Source organism: Bacillus sp. JJ783, assembly GCF_036963225.1.
GTDB classification, from domain to species: Bacteria; Bacillota; Bacilli; order Bacillales; family Bacillaceae_G; genus Bacillus_A; species Bacillus_A cereus_U.
This window is the reverse complement of record NZ_JBALMG010000011.1, coordinates 19416-40792: the sequence shown is the minus strand read 5'-3', so window position 1 is coordinate 40792 and position 21377 is coordinate 19416. Positions and strand designations below refer to the sequence as shown.

Sequence of the window (21377 nt, the reverse complement as noted above, 5' to 3'; positions counted from 1 at the left end):
AAATTGGAAAAGAAGTGTAGGAGGATATAAATGACAGCATCAGTTGTAGAGGTAAAGAATGTACAAAAGGTATACGGTAGAAAAGATGAGAGTCAATCACATGCACTAAAGAATGTATCGTTCTCGATTCAAGAGGGTGAATTCGTTGGAATTATGGGACCATCTGGCTCAGGGAAAACAACATTATTGAATGTAATTTCTACATTAGATAAAGCGACAGGTGGAATTGTTGAAATTGCTGGAACAGATATTACGAAAATGAAGCAAGGGGAATTATCTGATTTTCGCTCGAAGAAACTAGGGTTTATCTTTCAAGATTTTAACTTACTTGAAAATTTATCAATCTATGAAAACATTGCATTACCGCTTTCTCTGCAAGGTGTTCATTCGAAAAGAATTGGATTAAAGGTGAAAAAGGTAGCAGAGATGTTAGGAATTTCAGAGATTCTTCAAAAATATCCGTCCGAAGTATCTGGTGGACAAAAACAACGTTCGGCGGCGGCTCGTGCCCTTGTACATGAGCCAGCAATAATTTTAGGAGATGAGCCAACAGGAGCGCTTGATTCTAAAAATGCGAAAAGTTTATTAGAGGCGATGACCAACTTAAATGAAGAACAGGATGTTTCAATTATGATGGTTACACACGATCCATTAAGCGCAAGTTATTGCCGACGTATTTTATTCATCCAAGATGGAGAATTGTATAAAGAAATTCATCGCAGAGGTACTCGTGAAGAGTTTTATAAAGAAATTTTAGATGTGCTTGCAAATTTAGGCACACAAAAAGCATAAGAAAGAAGGTTCAACATGTTATTCAAACTTTCCATGTCGGGACTAAAAAGTAAACGAAAAGACTATATGGTCTTATTAGTTGGGCTTATTATGTCTATTTCAATTTTTTATATGTTTCAAACGTTAGCGTTAAATAAAACGTTTATCGAAGGAAATTCCATGGATGGAATTTTTTCAGTCTTCCAAACAGGATCATTTTTATTAGGTTTCATTACATTATTTTATATTTTATACGCCAATTCATTTTTATTATCACTTCGGCAAAAAGAATTTGGTATGTATATGGTATTAGGGGCAAAAAAGCATAAAATTACATTGCTCATGTTTATTGAAACAATTGCATTAGGAATAGTATCTCTTATAGTAGGTGTGATAGTCGGTATAATTTTGGCGCAAGGCGTTGGGCATTTACTGATGAAGGAGCTGGAGTTTACTGGAGGTGGTTATCATGCATTTTATGTACCATCAATTATTGTTACTTTCATCTTTTTCATTGCATTATTTATGTTGTCCGCAATTATGAATGGTATGAAACTAGTGCATAATTCGCTATTACAACTCGTTCACTCCAATAGTCATACAGAGCGTACGCCTATTAAAGGAAAACTAACGAATATAGTAGCACTTTTATCAATTATTTTATTAGCAGTTGGTTATGCTTCGATGATTTATATGAAAGAGTTAAAGGAATCAGGATTTATCATTGCTACAATTACAGTAACACTAGGAACTTATATGCTATTTGCATCATTCCTTCCCATTATTATTAACAAACTAAAAGCGAATAAAAATCGTAGTGAAAAAGGAATCAATGCGTTTACGTTTGCACAGTTAAGTTTTTCTATTAATAGTTTAACGAAAGTATTAGCGACAGTTGCTATGTTAGTGGCTCTCGGTGCGGGTGCAATCTCCAGTGGTATGGCGTTAAAAAATAATGTCACAAATATGGTGGAGAGTCCAGAATACTATGATGTCGAAATTAAAAATCCCACAGCAGAAGAAAAGAAAATATTAGATAGCATTACATTTAAAGAAAAGAATGAATATCGATACAAAGTAGATGAGCAGTTTATTTATCAATTGAAAGAAGATTTAGAAAGAAATCGTCCGCTAACACGTACTGGAAAAGACGAGAATAGTAGCCGATTCGTTCCTGTTTCGAGGGAGCTAATTGTCGGAGCCGTTTTAAGCCATAGGCAAGAAAAAAATGAGGATAATACCAATGTAATTCCAGAAGAGTGGGGAAATGTTTTAAGGTCTCTTCAAAAGACATATATGAATCCTAGTCAAAAGATAAAAATTGTAGATCAACAGATGTATGACGGGATACAAGGTAAAGAAGAAATTATAATACTGGGGAAAACGGACAATTTTATAACGTATAAAGAAGAATGGAAAAAAATTGATGAATTAGAGCTAGCTAAATATAAAGATATGAAGGACATACATCTTTTGAGTAAATATATGCTGTATGAAGGATATTACAGTACTTACAGTGGAACAGTATTTATGGGATTTTTCTTAGGCATAGCTTTCTTAGCGATGCTGGCAAGCTGTTTAATGTTTAAAATTCTTTCTGGTGCTTCAAAAGATATTATTCGCTATCAAATGCTTCGTAAAATTGGTGTGCGTTATGAGCTATTAACGAAATCAATTTATAAAGAGTTACTTTTAGTTTTCTTGTTCCCAGCGATCGTAGGTATAATGCACGTATTAGTCGGAATGAACATGTTCTCGTTCTTAATAGATAATCCATATTTCCGTATTTGGCTGCCGATTATTATTTTCTTAGTCATTTATGTGTTTTATTATTTCATTACAGTTCAATTGTATAAAAAAATTGTTCTTCCGAAAGAAGTGTAGTATGTAGTGAGTAAGGTGGATGATGAATAGAGATAAATTTAGGGGAATATTATATGGAATTTATAGCGATGAAGAAGTTATAGATTGAAAGAAGCAGCTATTCTACGTAATAGCTGCTTCTTTCATTATTTATAATTAGGAAGCAACTTGTACTGTAGATAAAGAGAAATAAAATCCTCTATCTTTCAGTATATAAAAGATAAAGAGGGAAAGGTATTATAACTTCTGTAGTAATCGTTCACTGCTTTTCATGTCGCCTTTACACAACGGGCATTGCGGCTTATCTTCTAAAGAAAAGTTTTTACGCATCCATCCAAGGCAGTCGTCTGCTTCGCATTCCCACACAGCAATTGCTTCTGGTTCTTCTACAGGTTTATCATTTTTTCTCCAATACATGTGATCGCTCCTTTAAATTGAAAAGTTTTTTAGAAAAAACAAAAAAGGTTGTTAACGTTTTTGTTAACAACCTTTTATTTATTCATCATACTATATTTTTTTGAAAAATGCGAAGTTTAGTAATTATTAAAGTTATAGTGAAATAGTGATTATACAAGCTTAGGATTATAAATCATCGTTGAACACTTTGGTAGTAATTCAATTTGACAAGGGATTTTTTGTTTGATTTTCTTGTGAATACCTTATTTAATACTAATAAATAAGGTGGATATTACACTTTGTTTACAATGTGTTTTTGTATTAATATATTGTAATTTATTTTGATTGATTATGAAATAGAAAATGGAAAAGTGTCAGTAAAGAGTCGGAATAGGTATTTTTCTTTAAAATTTTATTTTTTTTAGTTGAGTTTCTTTCTAGAATTCATTAAATTTTTAATAAAAGTGAGTAGCGCTAATTAATAGGTAGTATAAATCTCGATATAGAAATAACCAGATGATAATATAGAGAAATATATTAGAAACATTTGCTACATATTTCTTAAGGATTTCAAAGAAGATTAGTAGAATGAGCTAAGTAATTCAGCTACACTTTTTTATCATCCAAAAATATTGTAGTGATTTTAATTGAAAAGGGAGCATGTTAATGGAGACACAAATCGTTATTGGAGTACCTGGTTTATGGAAAGATAGAACAGAATTAATACAAGAAGTTGCGAGTAAGAGTGACTATATGTTAGCAGGGAATATTATGCACCATAAGGAGAAGGAGATTGTTTTTGAAGTTGATGTATATGAACAAGACACATCTTTAGGCAAAGCTTTCTTCTATGCAAGCGGTGAGCGTTTTGATGAAGAATTGCTTCGGGAATTGGAGAAGCATACTTATACAGTGTATGTTATTGCGAAAGTTGACGATACAGAGAGGTTACAAGAAGTGATTGATGTAGGAATGGAACTCTTAAATATTGGTGGACTTGCTTTAAAAGTTGAAACAGCAGGTGTAGCTTATTCGAAAGAAGAATGGAAAGAGCTTGCAGAGGATCAGGAAATATTCCCTATGTACTCACACCTTGTAACTTTAGTAGGAGATGAAGAGGGCGGTTATTATTCGTGTGGAATGCAAGCATTTAATCTACCAGATGTTGTTTTAGACGGAGGAATAGATCCGGAAGTAGCTGTAGATTTATTAAATGATTTTAACCTACATAATATATTCGAAAAACCTAATTTGAAAGATGGAGATACAATTAGTTTCACAGAAGATTCCCCAATGTATCGTCTAGCTCATTATATAGATGAACGCTATGAACAAGAGGATCCATTTTATAATCCGTGCGGGGTATGGAAGTTAGAGAGTGCTTCGGCAAAGAAATCTATATTTCAAAAACTGGGGAATATGTTAAGAGGGGGAAAAAATACGTAAAAGAGTGAATAGGGAGAAATAAAAAAGATGATAGAATTTCTAGAGTTTTTAGTAATTTTGTTTTTAAGTATATTATTATTTTTAATTATCATATTTCAAGACTATTACTTAGCTCTTATAAAATCGATTTTCGATAAAAGAACTATTTTATTGATTTTTGCTGTGATACGTATACTTTTAAGTTTATGGATCGACTTTATTATGGAACTTGCATTAATAGGGATATTAAAGATTGTAGCAATTCAATTTGCTATATTACTTCTTCTTTGGGCACTTTCAAAGTACGTCAAACAATACGGGGAAAATTGGTTCATTACAATAATTGCTTGTAGTACTTATGGTATTGGCTTTGTTCTGTATATTATGTTTGTCTTTGGATAGTAAAATGCCATGGAAGTAAAGATATCAATGAACACTGGAAAGATATGAGGAAAGGTGATATATATGCAAAAAGATATTTTAAAGTTATTAGATAAAAAGCAAAGTAAATATGAATTTCCTGCCTTAGATAATGAAAATATGGATGTTTCACAAGTGAAATTCTCTCTTTTCTTTAAAGATAATAAAGATTGGTTAATGGTGTTTCAATTTGTTGGTGTAGGTTCATTAGGTGTATTTAATGATATTCAAATATATGGTGATAGAATTAATCATTCAATTGGTGATGATGGTATGTTGCAATTAAATGATGGAGATTATGAATTATTTGATGATGAAGGTGAATTTATACCGGATATTCATAACGGCAGATTGAAAATTCGGGATCATCATTTTGAATATCAATTTACAGAAGAAGATTATGTGAATAATGGAATAGAAGTACAAACGACAGAGTCTTATCCAACATATTTCATGCGTATGCTTGCTACTAATGACGAAGCTAGAAAATTAGTATGGTGGAATAAAGAAGAAATTTTAGCAGAGGTAGGTTTAAAAGGAGATTGGGAAGTAGCGTATGAAACGGAAGAATGGAAACATGTTGAAGACGAGAAAGTAAGTGAAAATGAATTCTTCCAATCAGTAGCTGCTGCAATAGAGAAGAAAGATCCAAGTGTTATTGTGAATAAGGATTCTAATACACATTGGAAAAATTGGATGGATTTTGAGTGTGAATGAAATTTAAAGGATAGGAGAACTCATAATAGATGAAAAGAAGAAGAAAGTCCGGAGAAAAGATACAAATGAACCGCTTTACACTCCCTTTATGTTACGGAAGTGAAGCACCATATTATTATTACGAGGTAGAGCCTCATGAAAGAGAGGGACGCTTCCATTTAACGTCAGATCTTTGCATAATGGACGATGAACATTACTTTATTAGAGGGTGTTTAGAGATTCCTATAATTGATTACCATGAAAGTTTTATCTGGACTGTGTGGGTATCACTTAGTAAAGAAAGTTATGATAAAGTACTAGAAGAGTGGGATGAAAGAGGACGAGAAAATAGTGATCCTCATTTTGGCTGGTTATCTGTAGAAATACCAGTTTATCCAGAAACACTAAATTTAAAGACAAATGTACATATAAGAGGAGTTGGAATGGCACCGTATGTTGAATTAGAGCCAACCGATCACCCTTTAGCGATAGAACAAAGAAATGGAATTACTTTAGAGAGAGTGAAAGAAATACAAGAAATTATACAACGACATAATTAGATTAGAAGAGAAAAAACGAGTGCTATCACTCGTTTTTTTTATTACACAACATTAGGATTATAAATCATCGTAAAGTGCCCTTGTAATAGTTCAATATGGCACGGTGTATGAAGCGAACTTTCTCCATCTGTATCTACTTCTTTTTCTTCTTCTGTTTCAATATGAATGGATTTCGCTTTTACGTGGAAGATGTCATTTTCATTTGAGTCTTCAAATAATTTCTTTCCGATATAATCTTTAAACGCCTGAATGCCTGTTGATTTTACGACGAAAATATCAAGTGTTCCGTCGTCACATTTTACGTTTGGGATAAAGGACGGGATACCGCCAAGATATTCGCCGTTTCCAACCATAACAAGTACAGCTTCGTCTTCATATACTTGTCCGTCGTAAGTGATTTTTACTGGGAATGTTTCAGCGTTTTTTACAGTTCGAATGGTGCTTAAATAGTAACCAATTTTACCAAGCTTTGCTTTTTCTTCTGCATCAATATTGTTTGATACTTCAGAGACGAGTCCAATACCCCAGAAGTTTAAAAAGTGTTGTCCATTTGCTTTTGCGACATCAATTGGTTTTACATGTCCTTTTGTAATGAGTTTTGCTGCTTCTGCAATATTTTGCGGAACACCAAGTGTGCGAGAGAAGTCGTTGCAAGTTCCGCCTGGAATGATTGCAAGTGTAGGTCTAATTTCAAGAGGGGCTAAGCCATTTGTGCATTCAAATACAGTTCCGTCACCACCAAAGACGATAATTAAATCTACTTTACTAGCAAACTCCTGACAATATTTTGTTGCATCACCTTGCTTTTTCGTATGAAGGATATGTAAGTCAGGAAAAGCTGCGGCAAGTGGTGGTACGATTTTCGTTAAGTTTGCATGTAAATCACCTTGTCCTGCTTTCGGATTTACGATGAGGAGTACTTTTTCAAATTTTGTCTTTGTCATTTTTATTCTCTCCCTTTGTCTTTTACGAATCGTGATAGAAAATAAACTTCCATCAATAATTGATGGAAGTTTATTTTATTATTCCGTTACAACTGAAGCGATAAATGGTAAGTTACGATATTTTTCTGCACAGTCAATACCGTAGCCAACGATAAATTCGTCTGGAATTTGGAAGCCAACATATTCAGCTTTTAAGTCCACTTTACGGCGTTCAGGTTTATCAAGTAACGTACAGAATTTCAATGCTTTTGGTTTATGCATAAAGAAGTGATCTTTTAAGAAGTGAAGTGTTAAACCAGAATCGATAATGTCTTCTACGACAATTACGTTTTTTCCAGTAATGTTTACATCGATATCTTTTAATAGTTTTACTTTTCCAGTTGTTTCTGTTTGATTTCCGTAGCTAGATGCAGAGATAAAGTCGATTGTTACTTCGTTTTTAATATGACGAATTAAATCAGCAGCGAATACGAAAGATCCTTTTAATACAGCGATTACTACGATTTCTTCTCCTTCAAAATCATGTTCGATTTGAAGAGCTAGTTCTTTTACTTTTTCTTGTAATTGTTCTTCAGAAATTAAAGTGTCTTTTATTTCAATTTTCATTTGAATCCTCCTACAGTGCAAAACTTGTGAACATTTCGACTGTAAAGGATAGAAAGGAAAAAGTCAAAGAAGATATAAGGTTTTTACAGAAATCCCCACAAAATAATCAGATGATATGATATACTGATTATATTAAGAAAACGCTTCCATAAAGGGTGATTATGATGAAAAAGAAACAGTATACAAGTGTAACATTTATAAAAGCATTGCTTTTAACAATTGTTCTTGGCATGTTGGCTTACATAATTGATGTACCTGCAATTCGCATTTCACTAATTGGAATGACTTTAGTATTAGGCGCAATTTCCCACGGTATGATGTCGCAGCTGCAAGAAGCTGGACTTGATGATATGAAAGATCCTATAGATAAGAAATGAGAAACCTTCACGTATATAGAGTGAAGGTTTTTTTGTTTCTTACAAAAATGTAAGGTAATTTGTAAGACAAATCGATAGTTGCATAGTAGTGTTTTGGATAAACTATAAGTGTAAGGTAAAAGGCAAGCATATTTTAGGTGAATTAAGTTTTAGGCACTCTATATGTGAAAAAGGAGTAGGAGGGCATGGAGAAACATTGGACGACCTTTTCTTTTTTAGCAACTAGTAACACCGTAATGCTAGCTGGAGAAATGGATTTTTTGCAGATGTTTGATCGAGAAGACGATCATTCTTCTTCTAAATTTACAATGAAATGGAGTAAGTGGAGCGATAGTTGTAAATTGGAAGAAGAGGCCCCTAACGAAAGGCAAAAAATTATTTTAACAAATCCTATTAAAGCGTGGGTCGTTCAATGTCGTAAGTGTAACGTCAAAAATCACTTCAAGAAAACTGAGCCGAGACAATTAGTTATCACTCCGGCCCTTTCTACTTCTCAATCACGCGAAAGTAACAAATAAATATCGAGACACACACCCGAAAAAACATCGTATATATTGCGATGTTTTTTTATTTTTCTACAATGAAATCTTTAAATGAAATATATTTCATCTGCATCTTATATTTATATCTGTTGTTTATTCTAGTGATACATCCGATGCGAAGTGATGTAAAACGTATAAGAGGAGAGAAATAAAATGAAAAAAAAACTATTACCAATTTGTGCAATGGCACTTTTAACAGTAGGATATTCTTCAGTAGCGAGTGCTTCTACCGGAACATTAACAAAGGAAGAATCAGCGCAAATGCAGCAAGATGCAGCTAAAAAAGAAGAAGCAATTAAGGTACAGCAAAAAAATGATATAGAGAAAAAGCAAGCGGCACAAGTACAAGAAAAAAGTGATATGGCTAAAAAAGAGGAAGCAATAAAAGCCGAGAAAAAGAGTGAAGAAGAGAAAAAGAGAATAGCGCAAGAACAGTTAAAAAGTGATATGGCAAAAAAAGAAGTAGCGATAAAAGACGGGCAAAAAAATGATGCAGTTAAAAAAGAAGTAGCAAAGCCAGTTGTACAAGGTGAAAAATTACCAAACACAGCATCAAATAATGTAGCAATGATGGCGCTAAGCGCATGTCTTGTAGGGATAGGGACATTATTTGGTTTGAATCGTCGTAATAAAGTTAAGGCATAAATAAAATATTTTCCTATAAAGAACGGGATAATTTCATATATTAAAAATGGTAGGTTATTCCTACCATTTTTTGCATGGAGGGATGGAACATGAAGTTACTCAATTATATCGGTATCATATTGATGGCCATAGGGCTATTCATGGGATCGTATTACGCTGTGGAATGGTATAAAGGAAAAAGCTCTGCTCAAGAATTAACGAAAGAAGAAATAAAGAGCCTTAAAAATATACAAGATAATCAACTTTCATATGAAACACCAGTAACGTCTCAAGTACCTTCTTCTCAAACACAACATAAAGAAGGAGAAAAGGTAGCGATGTTAAATATACCGAAAATAAAGAAGAAGTTTTCTATATATTGGGGAGCGAATGATGCAACTTTGAAAAAAGGAGTTGGTATGTTTGTTAGCGATTTAACGACAACTCCATCTGGAGGAGGACATACTGTACTCAGTGGGCATCGAGATACTGTATTTACAGATTTAGGAGAGTTAAAAGAAAAGGATACTCTTATGTTAGAGTATGATAATAAAACTTACACATATGAAATTCAAAAGACATGGATTACCCATGCGGATGATCGTACTGTTATTATAAAAAAAGAAGAACCAATATTAACACTGACGACTTGCTATCCGTTTGATTATATAGGAGATGCACCAGATAGATATATTATCGAGGCGAAGTTAACTGGTAGTTATTCAAAATAAAGTGAAACTTTAATCAGAGGGGGGCTTGTCCATCCTCCCTCTGATTATTAGCCCTCACCAATCGGGCTTTTACGGGAAGTTAATCTCCCGCTTAAGTTCCTCGCATGTGCCGAATTTTGAGGTGGGAGTCTTACTGTCCGCAAATAGCGGGATAAAATTGTAGTTTCTGAAAGTGGGAGGGGGATACATAAGTTATGTCAAAAAGGATTTTAATTGTTGAAGATGAAGATATTTTACGTGAAATATTAAAGGATTATTTTTTGAGTGAACAATATAAAGTGCTTGAAGCGAGAGACGGGAAAGAAGCTTTAGCTTTGTTTGAGGAAGAAGAGGTTGATTTAGTTATACTCGATATTATGTTGCCGGAACTAGATGGATGGTCTGTTTGCCGAAGGATTCGTAAAACGTCCGGGGTACCAATTATTATGCTGACAGCACGCGTAGATGAAGATGATACGTTACTTGGGTTTGAACTTGGAGCAGATGATTATGTGACGAAGCCGTATAGCCCGCCAATTTTATTAGCGAGAGCGAAACGATTATTGGAAAGTAGAAAAGCTTTGAAAGAGTCTCCAAATAGTGAAGATGACACACTATGTATTCATGGAATTTATGTTCACTTCCCATCTCGTACTGTTACTGTTGATGGAGAAAGTATTGCTTTAACACATACAGAGTTTGAAATATTAGTGTATTTTATGAAAAACCAAGGCATTGTTCTAACACGAGAGCAATTAATTTCAAGAATTTGGGGATATGAATTTGCTGGAGATGATCGCACTGTTAATAGCCATATTCGTAATTTGCGAAATAAATTAGGAGAGAAAGCAAAGTACATTACAACTGTAGTGCGAACCGGTTATAAATTTGAGGGGAATGTATGAGAAAAGGGATTGTACTTAAATTATTTACCCTTACAACAGCATTATGTATGTTGATTTTAGCGACGATATTTATTGGGCAAACGATATTTTTCAAACAATATTATGCGAATCGAAAAGTGGAAGATATTAAAGTGAATTTAGATTCCTTTGAAAAGAGTTACTTAAATTATGCGGGGAGTTCGGAGGAAGTTCAGAAACTGGAGCAAGATTTTTTAAGAGAAAATAATACTTGGATTACGACGTTAGATCATAATGGGAATTTAAAGCACGCAGATGATTTTTATTTTGAAATTACTTTAGATCGACGAGAAGAGAAGCGAGTGGGACAAAAAACAATTATCATTCCTTTGTACTATCTCATAAATATAGATGAGATTGAAGGTGGAACACTACCTGATTTAGAAGGACGACCAGTTTATTTCGATGGACTAAAAAGAGACGATAGTTTCATCACATCTTATTTAAAGATAGATGAGGTGAATTTGAGTTGGTTTCATAAACCATTAGGTAAGAAGTTAGCTGAAAAAGAACCTAAGATGAGCGAGGAAAAACCAAAGGTTGCTCAAGATTCTATCACTGTGGAAAGAAAAAAAATTGCTGGAATTATGAGTGATGAGGAAAAGAAGAGGGCGGCTCAAAATTCAGATTTTAATATATCAGGGAAAATTACGAAGGTACAGTTCCCTAATGTAAAAGGACCTGTAAACCCAATTTATAAAAACAATTTATTTTTGGATAATATAAAAGAATTTCAAGCTGATTTATTACTAAAAGAAAGCAATCAAATACAATATTCAACACAAACAATGGACTATGAAAAAAATGATATAAAATATAAATTATTAATCAAACCAATAAAAGAAAAAGATGGATCGGTGACATACATATACGCGATGGCTTCTTTACAGCCTGTCGATGAGGCTGTGCAAATGGTGCAAGATTATTACATTTACATTGTTGCGTTTGTAGTCATTCTTATTTTTCTAGCTTCTTTCTATTATTCAAAACAAATTGCAAAACCGTTATTAAAAATAAATGATACAACGAAGAAAATAGCACATTTAGACTTTACAGAAAAAATCCCGATTACTTCAAAAGATGAAATTGGTGATTTATCGAAAAATATTAATGTACTATCTAATAAACTCCATTCTCACATTGGACAGTTAGAACAAGATATTGAAAAGGAAAGAAAGTTAGAAAAGACGCGGAAAGAATTCATTTCAGGTGTTTCACATGAATTAAAAACACCGCTGAGTATTATGAAAAGCTGTATTTCTATTTTAAAAGATGGGGTAGCTGAGCATAAAAAAGAGTACTATTTTCAGGCGATGGAGCGAGAAGTAGATAAAATGGACACTTTAATTTTGGATATGCTTGAGTTAGCTAAATTTGAGTCAGGCACATACAACATGAAGATGGATTCTTTCTATATCGATGGAATGATTGAAGAAATATGTGAACAGCTTTCATCGGAGATAGAGAAAAAAGAACTGAGTGTGCACAAGCATATATGTCCAGCTGAAGTGGTTGGGAATCAAAATAGAATTGAACAAGTAATAGTGAACTTCATTACGAATGCAATACGTTATACACCGAACAAAGAGGATATTATTATTTCCGCAATAGACGAGAAGAATCATATAAAAGTGTGTATAGAAAATAAAAGTGCCCACATTGAGGAAGAGCAGTTAGATAAAATTTGGGATCGTTTTTATCGTGTGGATGCGGCAAGGAAACGTTCACAAGGTGGAACAGGGCTTGGCCTTGCGATTTCAAAAAATATTTTAGAACTGCACAATGCTGAATATGGGGTAAAGAATACCGAAGATGGTGTGTTATTTTACTTCTATTTACCGAAAAAAGCGTAGATAATACATGTTACGCTTTTTTTAATTTAATTTCATATTATCTTTACTTAATCTTTATTTTTAAGCGATATAATCTGGTTAGAAAAAGAGATTATGTAAGGAGTAGATTAGCCGTGAATAGCGATTTACTAGGTGTGATGGTATTTATTTTCTTTTGTGCATTTATTGTATTTATTATTGATATTACTCATTGAGAGCTTTGATAAAAAAAGAGCGCTAATTAAGCGCCCTTTTTTTCTGTATTCATTTGATAAGCACCGATGCTTTTGAATAAGCGTGGTGAAGTTGTAAATAAAAGAATTAGTAATACAGTACATAGTATGAAAGAACCGATCATAGTACTACCGTTTACAATTAATGAATATAAGGCAGCTGATTGTCCTTTAGGTGCATATTGACCAAAGAAAATAATACCAGCAATAAAGTGACAGAAATAGCGTGCAAAGCTACCGACAAATGTGGCAAGGATAATGTAAACAAGTGCTTTTTTTCCTTTGTTTTGTTTAGGTGTATCTTTGCGACTACCCAAACTTGAATGCTCTGCATTATTGTTGTCTGAGGCAAGAGCTTTTTGAATTGGACGATGGAATAATCCAGCAAATCCAATGAATGCAAAAGCAACGAAGTACTCAATGAATGCTTGAATAGGTGTTAAAATGTAAGCATCTCCAACGACAATTTGTAATAATCCCCAAATTAAGCCTCCTAAGGAAGCCATTTTGAAGCCCCAGCGGTATGCGATAATAAAAATAGGAATCATTGCAAATGAAATGGAACCACCTGTTGGAAGTTTAAGTGATAATGGTAAAATGTCGATAATCATGGCGAAGGCTGCAAGAATTGCAGATTCGATCATCGCTTGTAAATTGGTGTTACGCATGTTGTCTCCCCCTAAATCCAAGTTGCACAAAAAAAGAACATTATCATAGGAGGATACGAAATACGTAAATAAAAAAGAGGTATGTATTTCGGACGTTTGCACAATCCCTGCGATAGCATTAACTAACAGGTTCTAAGGGTCGGAACGAAGTGTTCCCTCTCAGCGATAAGGCTCCCCCTGCGATAACGAGATTCTTTATTTGCTATTGTTTATTGTAAGCTAAATGGATGAGAATGGCAAATGAACCTAGTATGACAATGTTTGAAATAGAATTGTAGCGAAATGTTAATAAATATGAAGCGAAAGGGTATAGTACAAGAGAAATAGAGTATGATATAATTTTTTTGAAAATAATTATCATTCTCTTCTGAGGGGGAAGGTTATGAGCTTAGTAGATATTAAAATTGGTGAGAAAGTATTAGTAAAAAGTATTCAGTCGTTAGATCAGTTATTAAAGCGTAGACTAGCTGCTTTTGGTCTTGCGGAAGGAAGCGAACTTCGCATAAAACAGAAAGCGATGTTTAAAGGTCCTTGTACATTGGAGTGTCGTGGGCAGTTAATTAGTATTCGTCATTGTGACGCGAAAATGATAAAGGTGGAATTAGCGTGAATAAGGTTGCTTTGCTAGGGAATCCGAATACAGGGAAAACATCATTATTTAATGCACTTACTGGTTCTTATGAGTATGTAGGAAACTGGAGCGGTGTAACAGTAGAAAAGAAGGTTGGTAAATTAAAAGATAAGCAAGGAACATTAATTGATTTACCAGGTGTCTATGATTTGAATCCAGTTTCACGTGATGAAGGTGTCGTTACGAATTTTCTACTAACAGACGAATTTCATCATATGTTAAATATAGTGGATTCCTCGCAATTCGAACGAAATATGCATTTAACATTGCAATTACTTGAATTTGGTAAGCCCGTTTCAATTGGTTTAAATATGGTTGATGTGGCAAAGCAAAGAGGAATTGTGATTAATGTAAAACGGTTATCAGAAATATTAGGTGTAACAGTCGTTCCTGTCATCGCAAGAACCGGAAAAGGCTGTGAAGAATTACTTACTACTCTTCATGAAGAGAAACAAAAAGAGAAAAAGCCATTTGTTATTTCATATGGTGTACAAATGGATGAAGGGATTGGAGAGATAATTGCTCTTTTAGAGACAGCGAATTATGAGCATCCGAGGTGGTTAACCCTTCAATTTTTAAGCAATAACGAAGTAGTAGAAAAAGAAATGAAAGCATTACCAATTTATAAGGAACTTATAGCCATTCGATCTCGTTTAGATGGAAAACTTGATTGTACGTTGGAGGAGCACATTTACAAGACTCGTGAAGCGTATATTGAAAAGTTAAAAACAAATGTTATGCAACATGAGAAAGAAGGAAAAATTCCTTTTTCGGAAAAAATCGATCAGTTAATTACACATAAAATTTTAGGACTTCCAATCTTTTTAGCAGTTATGTTTTTTATTTTTCAGGTTACGTTTACGTGGATTGGTACACCTTTATCGGATATGCTTGATGGATTTTTTGGAGGACAACTTACTGATTGGGTTACAGCTGGGCTCACAAGTGTTGGCGCTTCTGATTTTATTCAAGCACTCGTTACAGAAGGTATTATTGCTGGCGTTGGTGCGGTATTAGTATTCGTTCCACAAATCTTTGCACTATTCTTCTTCATTTCATTATTAGAAGACTCAGGATATATGGCACGAATTGCAGTTGTTATGGATAGAATTATGGAGTTTTTCGGTTTAAACGGAAAAGCATTCATTCCGATGATTATCGGCTTTGGGTGTAACGTTCCAGGTATTATGGCAGCGAGAACGATTGAACAAGAGAAAGAACGTTTACTTACAGTTCTTGTAACACCATTTATGTCTTGTTCAGCACGTTTACCTGTATATGCATTATTTGCGGGAGTTTTCTTCCCTAATAGTCAGGCAACTGTTGTGTTTTCTTTATACGTTGCAGGTATTGTTCTTGCATTACTTGTTACAAAAATTATGTCTCTTACTATTTTAAAAGCGGAAAAATCTATTTTTGTCATTGAACTACCACCTTACCGTGTGCCGCAAGCGAAAACGTTATGGCTGAGCACGTGGGAGAAAGGTAAAGGATTTGTTCGTAAAGCAGGTACATTCATCTTCGGTGGTTCTGTTGTCATTTGGTTATTAAACTATGCAGGTCCATCAGGATTTGGTGTTGATATGGGAGACAGTTACTTAGCAATGATTGGTGGATTTATCGCACCACTATTTGCACCGCTCGGTTTTGGAACGTGGCAAGCTGCAGCATCCCTTTTAACAGGATTTTTAGCGAAAGAAGTTGTCGTTTCTACGATGGCAATTATTTATGCGGTTAAAGAAGATGTGCTAGGGAATGTAATGGGAGCACATTATACTGCACTATCAGCCTATGCATTTATGTTCTTTATTTTATTATATGTTCCGTGCTTAGCGACAGTAGCTGTTATTAAACGTGAAACAGGATCGATGAAATGGACAGTTTTCTCTGTCGTTTATCCGCTCGTTGTTGCTTATGTATTAACGCTCATTATATACCAAGTTGGATCCTTACTCGGATTCTAGAAGGAGATGTATCGCGGTGATGGTCAATATTATAATTGGAGCTATCATTTTTGGTTATGCAGCATATACGTTAGTTAATTTTGTAAAGAGAAGTAAAAAAGGAAAATGCGCAGCATGCTCTTTAAGTAAGTCATGTCAGTCGCAAACTTGTAGTCCGGATATGGAGCAAATTGCTCATAAATAGAAAAAAGCTTTGCGAATTTCGCAAAGCTTTTTTTATTATTTAATTTTAACTAATTGAGCTTCTTCTGCTGCTTTTCTATGATCAGCCATTTCTTTTTTAGGATCTTTATTCATTTTTAATACACCGACAGATTTTTCTTCTCCTGTTACTTTTCCATATGCAGCATCATCGACGATTGCAAACATATCTGTATAAGAACGACCATCACCAATAATTGTATTACCTTCATATTTCAATTTTGTACCATTAATTTCGGCGTTTTCTACTTTTTCTTTCGCAAATAATACACCTTGTTCGACTGTTACTGCTGGTAATTTATCAATTGCTTTTGCATCGTCTTTTTCTACTTTCTTAAGTAGTTCTTTCTTCACTAACTCTTCACCAGTTTTCTTATCCATTACAAGTACTTTTTTACCTTCTAATGTCGCAAGTTTCATTTTGTATGTGTTCTTTTCTTTTATGTCAGATTTATTTTTATCAATAATTGAATTCACTTGTTGGTCACTACCGTAAGCAACGATACCGTTCGCTTTTTCTCCTAATAAAGAACAACCTGATAATGCTCCGAATGAAATTGCTGCTGCTAATCCGATTCCTACTAATTTTTTCATGATGATTTCTCCTTTTTATATGTTTTATAGTAAATACAGTTTCTGTATTAGTTCTTACATTATGAGAAGCTTTTTTGTTATTCCGTTGCTTCTGGTATTAGTGTATAAGAAATGTTGAAACGTAACTATCGAGTTAGCTTACAGTAACATTACAATTATGTAATTTAGTGAAATCGCGCAAAAATAAGTTGATTTTGGAGGCAGAAATAATAAGGATATAGTAGGAATACAATATTATATCTGGAATGTCATATTATATTGGCTGTATTTTGGAAATAACATGTAAGGACATCTTAGTTTTGTTATAATAAACACATAGGTTGTAAAAATGAATATTCTTACTGAAAAGGGAGATTTTTAATTTTCCAAGTAGTGAATTTGAAATATGAGGTATATCATAGGAGGAATTTGGATGTCTGTATTTAAACGATTAAGAGATTTAACAATGTCGAATGTGTATTCATTAATTGAAAAAGCTGAAGATCCAGTTAAGATGACGGATCAATATTTACGCGATATGCAAGCGGATGTACAAGAAGCTGAGAAAAGTGTAGCAGCTCAAATCGCACTTGAGAAGAAATTCAAAATATTATTTGAAGAGCAAGAAGCACTTGTGAAAAAACGTGAAGAGCAAGCACATATGGCTGTTCAAGCTAGCAACTTAGATCTTGCGCGCCGTGCTCTAGAAGAAAAACAAAATGCAGAGCAAAAGATGAATGAGTATAAAGCAAGCTATGAGCAAAACAAAGCTGCTGCTGATAATCTTCGCCTTAAGCTAGAAGAAATGCGTAAGCAATTAACAGAGCTGAAAAATAAACGTGAAACACTTGTAGCGCGTGTAAATGCAGCGAAAGCACAAAAGAATATTAATCAGGCGATGTCTGGATTCGATTCAAATTCAGCAAAAGCTGGTTTAAGCCGTATGGAAGAGAAAGCACTGCAACTAGAGGCTGAAGCAGAAGCAAGCGGTGAAATTTACAAGAAAGAAAAGTCGTTAGATGATGAATTCGCAAGCTTAAACAAAAATTCTGTTGTTGACGATGAATTAGCTCGTATTATGAAGCAGTACGAGAAATAATATAGAATAGACAAAGAAACCGACATGTCTGAAGAGAATTCATGTCGGTTTTCTATTACTATTTTAGAGGAGGTTTTGTAATGACGTGGATGAATGTTTTAGCTATGCTTGTATGGACTGGAGCGAGTGCGGTACTTTTATTTGCAATTATGTGGGTTGATTCGATTTTTACAAAATACAATGATTTAAAAGAGATAAAAAATGGAAATACAGCAGTGACAACGCGTTTCGTTATGAAATTATTCGCTCAAGGATACATTTTGTCACAATCGATTACGAAAGCAAATGACTTATGGCAAGCGCTTCTTGCCTCAGCAGTTTCTTTCGTTATTTTATTAGTTGTAGAAATGTTCATTGAGTTTGTGTTAAAGAAGATGTCTGGTTTAGATTTGGAAGAAGGAACGAAAGAAGGCAGCGTAGCACATGCGATGTTAGCTGGTTCATTACATATCGTTGGGGCACTTATTTTAGGTGCTTGTTTATAAAGAGAAAAGGAGGGGTAGATTGTGAGCTTATTTAAACGTATTAAAAATATAATGAAAAGCCCGGAGCCGCCAAAGCCAGAAAAGAGTCTGTTAACGTTAGCTCCTGGCGATATGATTGAAGTTTCGTTAGTCATGTACGAATTAACTGGGAAAACGAGTATGCATTCTCGCAAGGAGATCGTTTTAACTTTGCAGGACGGGAAAGATATTCGTTATTTAAAAATTGAAGACCGTGAAAATACGTATTACAAATTGTATACACCGATTGATGGTCGTTTAGATTCAATTGATGAAATTCCGACGACGATTGAAATGGATGATATAGAGTATCATATGGAAGAACAATATAATGGACGTGTTGTTGTTATGGGGAAAACGCCATTCGCTGCTTCAGAAGAACAGTACGTATGGGAATTCCAGTCTGACAACCGCAAATTATTACGTGTTGAATGGCAAAATGGTCGCACAATGATGTATGAGGGAGAAGCAATTATTCCTGCTGATGTACAAATTATAAGAGCAACATAAGGGGGGCGTAATCATGTCAAACCGATTGTTTACCATGATTAAATCGTTCGTGATCCCTATACTTGCTATCGTTACATTACTTGTTATTGCCGGTTATGCTTTATCGGGCTGTCAAAGTGGTCAGGCGAAGTCAATTCAGGACCGTTATCCGCTAGAGTCTGTCGCAAAGGATGGTAAACAAGAATCTTACGTGTATAGGGCCGCCAATCGGTCAGTTCCTGAAGTTGCAAAGGAACTTATAGCCGAAAGGAAACCGAAGCAAGCATCTAAAGAAGACGAAAATCAAATGTTCCTCGTTTATTCTGATAAAATGTATAATTTACAAAAGGATAAAGAGAAACCATCTGATACGTTAATTGAAATAAGTAATGAAGAATTTGTCCGTCAAAATTACCAACCATCCTTCTTACAAGGATATATTACGGGGAGTATATTAAACGATATATTCGGTTCGAGAAAATCATCATACGGTGATTATCGCGGATATAATGACAGACAAAATCATAAGCCGGTTACCCCGGAAAGACCACCTACGAAAGAAGAAAAGAAAACCCCGCCTCCAATTACGAAGGAAGGGAAAGGATCTATTATTAAGCGAGGCGATAATGTAGATCCGAAATCATCTGTAGGTGATAAGGGAAGTATTACGGAAAAAGGAAGTAAAACGACGCCTCCGCCTTCTACCGGAAGCAAAGGGAAAATCACGAAAACGCCAGGTGGTTCGAGCGGATCTGATGTGAAGCCGAAATCATCTATTAAAACGCCACCAAAGAATACGTCTCCCCCGAAAACAAGGGTTGGCGGTTCAGGGAAAATTACGAAGAGAAGATAGTATAGAGACCGAAAAGTGGAATTTGCTTTTCGGTCTTTTTTATTATGGGAATTAATTCCTTTTATCTGGTACAATTAAGGGATAAGGAGGGGATAGTATGACTATGTATAAAAGATTTAGTTTGATTATGTTCCTTGTATTATTCCTCGGTTTGTTTATTAGTACAACGATGAAATTTCACTTTGTAGTAGGTATTCTATGGATACTATGTACATGTACTCTATTTCTATATATTCCGCTGCGCTTTCAAGATGAAGTGACTGCCTTTCAAAAATACGTAGCATGGATTAAAAGCGGAGGAAGATGGGGGGAGTAAAATTATATCAGCGATTTTTGAAATATATCGACCGCAACTCCAAATATATCAGCGATTATTAGAATATATCGACCGCAACTCTAAATATATCAGCGGTTATTGAAATATATCGACTTACCGACAAAAACTGACAACGGTAGAAACTTCATAATAAGAAGAGGCTGTGCTCAAATGTTGGCACAGCCTCGTTTTTCATAACGATTAATGAATATCATGCTTCTTGAAATTACCGCCTTTTACTTCTGCTACGTCATACACTGTAATAAAGGCATTTGGATCAATTTCATGAATAAGTTCTTTCATTTTACTTTCTTCTAAACGGTTAATTACACAAGAGATTTCTTTAAATTTCTCTCTTGAATACCCACCATAAACTTCATTGTATGTTGCACTTCGACCTAAACGATCACGAATTGTTTCTACTATTAATTCAGGTTCTTTTGTAATGATTTTAAACGTTTTAGAACCACTTAAACCAACTTCAACAATATGAATTACTTTAGAAGCGATAAAGTAAGCAATCGCCGAAAGGATAGCTCCTTGAAGACCAAATACTGTTGAGACAAAAATAAAGACAAACATATTTAAGAATAAGATAAGATCACTTGTTCCAAATGGTAACTTTCTAGAAAGTAATACGGCTAGCATATCGATTCCATCTAATGCCCCGCCATTACGTAATGCTAGTCCCATACCAAAACCGATAATAATACCACCAACAACAGTAATTAAAAGTGTATCGCCCTCAATAATTGTTGGTACTCCGTGCATGAGAACGGTACCTACTGCTAGTGAAGCAATCCCGATAATAGAATAAAGTGCAAAGCTTTTACCGATTTGTTTATATCCTAACCAAACGAAAGGGATGTTAACGACTGCGATTAGAAGACCTAATGGTAATCCGAATAATCTTGAACTAACGATACTTAAACCAGTTACACCACCGTCGGATACGTTATTTGGAATTAATACAGCTTCTAATCCGTACGCTGTGATAAATGCCCCAATAATAATCATCAAAGCTTTAAAAGCGATTTTTAGCTTATTGGGTTTGTTTTTCATAATTCTCTCCATATAATTTCCTCGTTTCAAACTAGTTTCGTATTTGTTACATAATTCACATCTAAAGTTCATTCTAACATTTTATTTGAAAAAATT

Annotated in this window: 26 protein-coding genes and 1 riboswitch; of the genes, 20 read left to right on the top strand and 6 right to left on the bottom strand. The window is 34.4% G+C overall.

Translation table 11 applies throughout. From position 1 onward, the window contains the following. Positions 1 to 30: 30 nt before the first annotated feature. On the top strand, positions 31 to 792 hold the full coding sequence (locus V7038_RS03215) for an ABC transporter ATP-binding protein (protein ID WP_070140043.1): 762 nt from the start codon (positions 31 to 33) through the stop codon (positions 790 to 792). Positions 793 to 807: 15 nt separating this feature from the next. Further along, positions 808 to 2655 carry an ABC transporter permease gene (locus tag V7038_RS03210; RefSeq protein ID WP_335469117.1) on the top strand — a complete coding sequence of 616 codons (1848 nt, stop codon included), beginning with the start codon at positions 808 to 810 and terminating at the stop codon, positions 2653 to 2655. 216 nt (positions 2656 to 2871) lie between these two features. Here the strand turns inward: V7038_RS03210 and V7038_RS03205 are convergent, their stop codons facing one another. Then, entirely contained in the window at positions 2872 to 3051 is a 180-nt protein-coding gene (locus tag V7038_RS03205; RefSeq protein WP_002067775.1) for a cold-inducible protein YdjO-related protein, read from the bottom strand. A 645-nt stretch (positions 3052 to 3696) separates the two neighbouring features. Between V7038_RS03205 and V7038_RS03200 the strand changes: the two genes are divergently transcribed. The 4 genes from V7038_RS03200 (at position 3697) to V7038_RS03185 (ending at position 6131) form a co-directional block, all read left to right on the top strand. Continuing rightward, the gene (locus V7038_RS03200; protein WP_335469115.1) at positions 3697 to 4476 is read left to right on the top strand and encodes a DUF4261 domain-containing protein; all 780 of its coding nucleotides are present in this window, start codon (positions 3697 to 3699) and stop codon (positions 4474 to 4476) included. Positions 4477 to 4503: 27 nt separating this feature from the next. Further along, on the top strand, positions 4504 to 4857 hold the full coding sequence (locus V7038_RS03195; RefSeq protein WP_002112490.1) for a hypothetical protein: 354 nt from the start codon (positions 4504 to 4506) through the stop codon (positions 4855 to 4857). A 63-nt stretch (positions 4858 to 4920) separates the two neighbouring features. Then, positions 4921 to 5592: a DUF7003 family protein gene (locus V7038_RS03190; protein WP_199692665.1), complete on the top strand. Its 672-nt coding sequence runs from the start codon at positions 4921 to 4923 to the stop codon at positions 5590 to 5592. 29 nt (positions 5593 to 5621) lie between these two features. After that, a complete protein-coding gene (locus V7038_RS03185; RefSeq protein WP_199692664.1) occupies positions 5622 to 6131 on the top strand; it encodes a DUF2199 domain-containing protein in 510 nt (169 codons plus the stop codon). A 41-nt stretch (positions 6132 to 6172) separates the two neighbouring features. On the opposite strand, the gene V7038_RS03180 is transcribed toward V7038_RS03185, so the two are convergent. Next, positions 6173 to 7075, bottom strand: a complete 903-nt coding sequence (locus V7038_RS03180) for a diacylglycerol/lipid kinase family protein (RefSeq protein ID WP_070140041.1) — start codon at positions 7073 to 7075, stop codon at positions 6173 to 6175. Positions 7076 to 7153: 78 nt separating this feature from the next. Continuing rightward, positions 7154 to 7681: a hypoxanthine phosphoribosyltransferase gene (hpt, locus tag V7038_RS03175; protein ID WP_002112486.1), complete on the bottom strand. Its 528-nt coding sequence runs from the start codon at positions 7679 to 7681 to the stop codon at positions 7154 to 7156. A 161-nt stretch (positions 7682 to 7842) separates the two neighbouring features. Here hpt and V7038_RS03170 point away from each other — a divergent pair, with 161 nt between their 5' ends. From V7038_RS03170 to V7038_RS03145, 6 genes are all read left to right on the top strand, one after another. Continuing rightward, positions 7843 to 8058, top strand: coding sequence for a hypothetical protein (locus V7038_RS03170; RefSeq protein ID WP_060750108.1), 216 nt, complete (start codon positions 7843 to 7845; stop codon positions 8056 to 8058). Between the two features lie 185 nt (positions 8059 to 8243). Continuing rightward, entirely contained in the window at positions 8244 to 8576 is a 333-nt protein-coding gene (locus V7038_RS03165; RefSeq protein WP_002112483.1) for a hypothetical protein, read from the top strand. A 177-nt stretch (positions 8577 to 8753) separates the two neighbouring features. Further along, positions 8754 to 9245 carry an LPXTG cell wall anchor domain-containing protein gene (locus tag V7038_RS03160; RefSeq protein WP_002199031.1) on the top strand — a complete coding sequence of 164 codons (492 nt, stop codon included), beginning with the start codon at positions 8754 to 8756 and terminating at the stop codon, positions 9243 to 9245. 89 nt (positions 9246 to 9334) lie between these two features. Continuing rightward, positions 9335 to 9955 (top strand): class D sortase, encoded by a 621-nt coding sequence (locus V7038_RS03155; RefSeq protein WP_002112481.1) that lies wholly within the window; start codon positions 9335 to 9337, stop codon positions 9953 to 9955. A 194-nt stretch (positions 9956 to 10149) separates the two neighbouring features. Beyond that, complete coding sequence (locus V7038_RS03150; RefSeq protein WP_002112480.1) at positions 10150 to 10839, top strand: response regulator transcription factor; 690 nt, start codon at positions 10150 to 10152, stop codon at positions 10837 to 10839. Then, positions 10836 to 12710, top strand: coding sequence for a sensor histidine kinase (locus V7038_RS03145; RefSeq protein ID WP_002112479.1), 1875 nt, complete (start codon positions 10836 to 10838; stop codon positions 12708 to 12710). Before V7038_RS03150 ends, V7038_RS03145 begins: the two co-directional genes overlap by 4 nt. Before the next feature lie 220 nt (positions 12711 to 12930). Here V7038_RS03145 and thiT read toward each other — a convergent pair whose 3' ends face one another. Beyond that, on the bottom strand, positions 12931 to 13590 hold the full coding sequence (thiT, locus tag V7038_RS03140; RefSeq protein WP_002112478.1) for an energy-coupled thiamine transporter ThiT: 660 nt from the start codon (positions 13588 to 13590) through the stop codon (positions 12931 to 12933). An 86-nt stretch (positions 13591 to 13676) separates the two neighbouring features. Next, a riboswitch (TPP riboswitch) is annotated at positions 13677 to 13778 on the bottom strand. A gap of 194 nt (positions 13779 to 13972) precedes the next feature. Between thiT and V7038_RS03135 the strand changes: the two genes are divergently transcribed. Genes V7038_RS03135 through V7038_RS03125 form a run of 3 tightly spaced genes read left to right on the top strand, consistent with a single transcriptional unit; the run spans position 13973 to position 16369 of the window. Next, the gene (locus V7038_RS03135; protein ID WP_000060510.1) at positions 13973 to 14200 is read left to right on the top strand and encodes a FeoA family protein; all 228 of its coding nucleotides are present in this window, start codon (positions 13973 to 13975) and stop codon (positions 14198 to 14200) included. Then, positions 14197 to 16185 carry a ferrous iron transport protein B gene (gene feoB, locus V7038_RS03130; RefSeq protein WP_002112476.1) on the top strand — a complete coding sequence of 663 codons (1989 nt, stop codon included), beginning with the start codon at positions 14197 to 14199 and terminating at the stop codon, positions 16183 to 16185. The genes V7038_RS03135 and feoB overlap by 4 nt, the downstream gene beginning before the upstream one ends. A 16-nt stretch (positions 16186 to 16201) precedes the next feature. Then, positions 16202 to 16369 (top strand): FeoB-associated Cys-rich membrane protein, encoded by a 168-nt coding sequence (locus tag V7038_RS03125; protein WP_000989601.1) that lies wholly within the window; start codon positions 16202 to 16204, stop codon positions 16367 to 16369. Between the two features lie 35 nt (positions 16370 to 16404). On the opposite strand, the gene V7038_RS03120 is transcribed toward V7038_RS03125, so the two are convergent. Then, complete coding sequence (locus tag V7038_RS03120; protein WP_002160103.1) at positions 16405 to 16980, bottom strand: lipoprotein BA_5634 family protein; 576 nt, start codon at positions 16978 to 16980, stop codon at positions 16405 to 16407. A gap of 412 nt (positions 16981 to 17392) precedes the next feature. Between V7038_RS03120 and V7038_RS03115 the strand changes: the two genes are divergently transcribed. The 5 genes from V7038_RS03115 to V7038_RS03095 all read left to right on the top strand — a co-directional run bounded on the left by V7038_RS03115 (position 17393) and on the right by V7038_RS03095 (position 20219). Beyond that, positions 17393 to 18058, top strand: a complete 666-nt coding sequence (locus V7038_RS03115) for a PspA/IM30 family protein (protein ID WP_002015754.1) — start codon at positions 17393 to 17395, stop codon at positions 18056 to 18058. 80 nt (positions 18059 to 18138) lie between these two features. Then, complete coding sequence (locus V7038_RS03110) at positions 18139 to 18543, top strand: DUF350 domain-containing protein (RefSeq protein ID WP_000220084.1); 405 nt, start codon at positions 18139 to 18141, stop codon at positions 18541 to 18543. A gap of 21 nt (positions 18544 to 18564) precedes the next feature. Beyond that, positions 18565 to 19071, top strand: a complete 507-nt coding sequence (locus tag V7038_RS03105) for a DUF4178 domain-containing protein (protein WP_000051748.1) — start codon at positions 18565 to 18567, stop codon at positions 19069 to 19071. A gap of 13 nt (positions 19072 to 19084) precedes the next feature. Continuing rightward, positions 19085 to 19903: a DUF4247 domain-containing protein gene (locus V7038_RS03100; protein WP_335469107.1), complete on the top strand. Its 819-nt coding sequence runs from the start codon at positions 19085 to 19087 to the stop codon at positions 19901 to 19903. Positions 19904 to 20000: 97 nt separating this feature from the next. Next, entirely contained in the window at positions 20001 to 20219 is a 219-nt protein-coding gene (locus V7038_RS03095; RefSeq protein ID WP_078173917.1) for a hypothetical protein, read from the top strand. Between the two features lie 201 nt (positions 20220 to 20420). Here the strand turns inward: V7038_RS03095 and V7038_RS03090 are convergent, their stop codons facing one another. Further along, on the bottom strand, positions 20421 to 21293 hold the full coding sequence (locus V7038_RS03090) for a YitT family protein (protein WP_016106459.1): 873 nt from the start codon (positions 21291 to 21293) through the stop codon (positions 20421 to 20423). Positions 21294 to 21377 lie beyond the last annotated feature (84 nt).